The sequence below is a fragment of the Alkalibacterium indicireducens genome, from assembly GCF_039522005.1.
GTDB lineage: Bacteria > Bacillota > Bacilli > Lactobacillales > Carnobacteriaceae_A > Alkalibacterium > Alkalibacterium indicireducens.
Map to the genome: position 1 here is coordinate 1 of NZ_BAAADA010000124.1, position 4,196 is coordinate 4,196.

A 4,196-nucleotide genomic window follows, 5' to 3' on the forward strand; every position below is an offset into this window, starting at 1 on the left:
GTCAAAAACACCTGAAGTTCATTGGGTGCTTACAACGAAAAGACTCTACCGGTGGAACGTAGTTTCACTACCGGACCTGGCGGAGTCTGCTTACTTAAGATATTGAACCGCCGTATACGGAACCGTACGTACGGTGGTGTGAGAGGCCGATAAATGAATTAATCATTTATCTCCTACTCGATTAAGGAGGATGTTATCTATGCAAAAATTTACAGATTTGCCTGTCGAATCCCGTCCGCGAGAAAGGCTGAAAGAATATGGTCAGTCAGCGCTGGCCAATCATGAACTGCTGGCTATATTGTTAAGAACAGGGACTAGAGATCAGAATGTGCTGCAATTAAGTCTACAAGTCTTTTCACACTTTGATGACTTGTACATGCTCAAGAATGCTTCACTTGAGGAACTGATGGAGATTCCGGGGATTGGAAAGGCTAAAGCTGTGGAACTGCTTGCTGCCATTGAGCTGGGAAGAAGAATGTCACATACACCTATCGTCAAAGAAGGAGCGGTCACATCCAGCCAGTACATTGGACAGATTCTGCTGGACGAACTAAAGGATTTTCAGCAGGAGCATGTGGTCGCTCTCTTACTTAATACAAAGAATGAAATCATAAAAAAGGAGACAATTTTTAAAGGATCTCTAAATTCGTCTGTGGCGCACCCAAGGGAGATTTTCAAAGCTGCCATAAAATGTTCGGCAGCACGACTCATCATTGCACACAATCACCCATCCGGAAATCCTGAACCTTCTGATGCTGATCTTTCATTTACTCAACGAATGTCCGAAGCAGGAAGACTGATAGGAATAGAACTGCTGGATCACTTTATTATTGGAGATAATTCCTACATCAGTTTAAAAGAAATGGGAGCGCTGTAACAGTCGGTAAAGAAGCATCATATCTTTTTAAATAAATGGAGCATTATCCTTGCAATATTAAAATAGCCATGTTAATATGAATTTAGCATTTTGTTAGGGAAAGAAAAAAGTAATGTGTAACAACATTCCGATTCGTACCTATAGCAATAATGTGAAATATATAGTGCACTAGGCACGAGGAGGAATTTGTAACATGGAAAACGGTACAGTAAAATGGTTTAACGCAGAAAAAGGTTTTGGATTCATCGAGCGCGAAGGTGCAGACGATGTATTTGTACACTTCTCAGCTATTAACGAAGAAGGATTCAAATCTCTAGAAGAAGGTCAAGCTGTTACTTTCGACATCGAAGAAGGCGCACGCGGACCACAAGCTGCAAACGTAGAAAAAGCGTAATTAACTCTAATTGAATTTTCGACCGGGTAGGCATAATGCTTGCCCGGTTTTTTAGTGAGCCCTGATAATGTAACGAATCGTTTCAAATATTAAAATTAAAATAAAGTCAAAGTCTTATAGTGCATCTTTTGAGATAAAAAGGTACAATAGCATAATGAATACTATTCAATAGTAATTAAATATGTATGCTTTGATTTTTGAAAGGAGATTTTCTAAGTGTTTTGGTTTAGAAAAAAGAATATTGGAATTGACCTGGGGACTGCAAATACTAATGTCTTCGTAGAAGGAAAAGGAATAGTACTGGGGGAACCCTCAGTTGTTGCTAAAGATAAACAGACTGATGAGGTTGTTGCAGTTGGCGAAAATGCACAGAAGATGATTGGTAGAACACCCGGAAGCATCGTAGCTATCCGTCCGATGAAAGATGGAGTGATCGCTGATTTCGATACCACTGCAGCTATGATGGAATACTTTATAGGAAAATCTGTCGGAAAACGTGCCTCGAAGCCCAATGTGGTCGTCTGTGTTCCCGGAGGAGGAACTGAAGTTGAAAAAAGAGCGATCATTGATGCAACAAGGATGGCTGGAGCTAAAGATGCCTTTCTGATAGAAGAACCGTTTGCAGCTGCCATTGGTGCCGGTCTGCCAGTCAATGAACCCACAGGAAGCATGGTGGTAGACATTGGTGGAGGAACGACTGATGTGGCCACTATTTCTCTAGGTGGAATCGTCAGCAGCCGAACAATCAAAATGGCTGGAGATCAGATGGATCAATCGATCATTCATTTTATCAGAAGTAAATACAACATGCTGATAGGTGAGCGTACAGCCGAAGCAATCAAAATAGAACGGGGTAGCGCATCTGTTGAAGCTTCTAGAGCCCATGATAACATGGATATTAGAGGAAGGGACTTACTTACAGGTTTACCTAAAACAATCTCTATACCTGCGGAAGATGTTTCTGAAGCGATAAAAGAAGTGATCGATGGCATAATAGTTGCTGTAAAAGCAACATTAGAAGATACGTCTCCCGAAATTTCTGCAGACGTGATCGATAGAGGAATTGTATTGACAGGTGGCGGAGCTCTTCTTAAAAACATAAGTGATGTTATTGCGGAAGAAACCGAAGTGCCTGTATTTGTAGCAAGCAGCCCACTTGATTGTGTAGCTATTGGTACTGGGGAAGCTCTGAATCACCTTGACCTTTACAAAAAACGATCGAGATAAATAAGTAAACTGACAAGCGGGAAGGCATCTTCCCGCTTGTTTGTTGAACAGGACAAGACATGCATTAAGTAAAATCTTATGCAACTGCCTCTACGATAAAATCTAAATATATGGTAAAATAGTCGAAGTTAATTATAAGAGGTGTTTTAAGTGAACCAGTTTTTTACAAACAAGAAAATGATCGTTCTGCTCATCAGTGTAATACTCTTTGTTTCTCTTATTTCAATATCTTTGAGAACCGGAGACAATACACCGTTTCTGCAGCAGGCAGCTAATGATATTACAGCAGTTCTGGGACGTGTTTTTATCCGACCTGCCAATGCAGTAACAAGGATTTTTGAATCAGTTAACGATCTACAGAATACTTATGAAGAAAATCAGAGACTGAAAATTGAAATAGACAAAATCTACGAACGACAGGCTGAAATCAATGTCTTGAGGGATGAAAATCAGAGGCTGGGAGAAGAACTTGAATTACAAAGCTCCCTGACAGACTACCGGACCATTTCAGGTACTGTTATTTCAAGAAATCCGGATAATTGGGTCGATCAGATTGTGGTTGACAGGGGCAGCCAGGATGGCGTCGCAGTTGGAATGCCAGTTATGTCGAGCAACGGTCTTATTGGAAGGATCTCTGAAGTCAATCCTACGAGCTCCAAGGTTGTCCTTCTGACAAATATCGATCAGACAGCAAATCAGGTCTCTTCCGAAATTATTATGGAAGAAGAAATTGTTTATGGACTGATCAGTGGGTATGACAGCAGTAGCGACAGACTGGTCATGTCTCAGATTACCTCCACAATCGAAATCGAAGAAGGCGAGCTGATTACAACCTCTGGACTGGGAGGCGTGATTCCTCGTGGTCTAGTTATAGGAGAAGTTGAAGAAGTGACTATGGATGCTCATGGGCTGGCTCAGCAAGTCTTTGTAAACCCGGCAGCAGATTTTGAAAATATCAGATTTGTTACAATTATAAATAGACTTGCAGAAAGCGGGGAATAGTATGGAACAGTGGAAAAGAGTTGTCATTCCTATTGTCCTGTTATTTTTCTCGCTGCTGACCGATGGGCTGATCGTTGCGCTGTTTACTGAACAGCTAAACGTTCCCTTCGGGTTTATGTCTCCAAGGTTATTTGTATTAGTAGTGATTATGCTTGCATTCTACCTTGAACCGAGACATATGATCATCCTGACAGTTGTTTTCGGTTTCATTTACGACAGCTATTTTTCAGGCCTTCTGGGAATATACATCGCCGGTCTGACACTTATAGCCTATTTTGTCATGCAATTGAGAAAAATATTCGATACGACCTATTTAATTATCCTGCTTGTTTCCATCATCATGATTACTTTTCTTGAGTTTTTTGTTTTCGGAATTTATACCGTGCTGGACTTAACTACTATGGGAGTACAGAATTTTATGGCAGGCAGACTGTCAGCCTCGCTGCTGTTCAACACTGTCATCGCAGTGTTCCTTATTCTACCATTGAAGTACGTCATTCAGAGCATGGGTATTGACAGAAAAGATAACAAGGATAAATCGAAATCCAGTATAAGCTACAGATAGGAACTGTCAAATTTTTTATGAAAACTAAAAATTAAAGGTGGTGAAGGCCCACTGACTATGCCAATCGGAGCCGCATTTGCCCTTGACAAACACTTGAATGGTTTCAGTTAAGGTCACAAGGGTGACGGTAG

Annotated in this window: 5 protein-coding genes; all 5 read left to right on the forward strand. The window is 40.9% G+C overall.

Annotated features, from left to right (window positions below; translation table 11 throughout):
* Window positions 1-190 precede the first annotated feature (190 nt).
* The 5 genes from radC to mreD all read left to right on the forward strand — a co-directional run bounded on the left by radC (window position 191) and on the right by mreD (window position 4,065).
* A complete protein-coding gene (radC, locus tag ABFX15_RS07670; protein WP_091267001.1) occupies window positions 191-877 on the forward strand; it encodes a RadC family protein in 687 nt (228 codons plus the stop codon).
* Window positions 878-1,070: 193 nt separating this feature from the next.
* A complete protein-coding gene (locus tag ABFX15_RS07675; protein ID WP_034302391.1) occupies window positions 1,071-1,271 on the forward strand; it encodes a cold-shock protein in 201 nt (66 codons plus the stop codon).
* Between the two features lie 216 nt (window positions 1,272-1,487).
* Window positions 1,488-2,498, forward strand: a complete 1,011-nt coding sequence (locus ABFX15_RS07680) for a rod shape-determining protein (protein ID WP_346024876.1) — start codon at window positions 1,488-1,490, stop codon at window positions 2,496-2,498.
* 150 nt (window positions 2,499-2,648) lie between these two features.
* Complete coding sequence (mreC, locus tag ABFX15_RS07685; RefSeq protein ID WP_346024877.1) at window positions 2,649-3,500, forward strand: rod shape-determining protein MreC; 852 nt, start codon at window positions 2,649-2,651, stop codon at window positions 3,498-3,500.
* A 1-nt stretch (window position 3,501) separates the two neighbouring features.
* Window positions 3,502-4,065, forward strand: a complete 564-nt coding sequence (mreD, locus tag ABFX15_RS07690; protein ID WP_346024878.1) for a rod shape-determining protein MreD — start codon at window positions 3,502-3,504, stop codon at window positions 4,063-4,065.
* Window positions 4,066-4,196 lie beyond the last annotated feature (131 nt).

Bases quoted from the DNA above. Each gene is read 5' to 3' on its own strand.
- radC (WP_091267001.1), top strand. From the start codon at position 191: ATGTTATCTATGCAAAAATTTACAGATTTGCCTGTCGAATCCCGTCCG.
- mreD (WP_346024878.1), top strand. From the start codon at position 3,502: ATGGAACAGTGGAAAAGAGTTGTCATTCCTATTGTCCTGTTATTTTTC.
- ABFX15_RS07675 (WP_034302391.1), top strand. From the start codon at position 1,071: ATGGAAAACGGTACAGTAAAATGGTTTAACGCAGAAAAAGGTTTTGGA.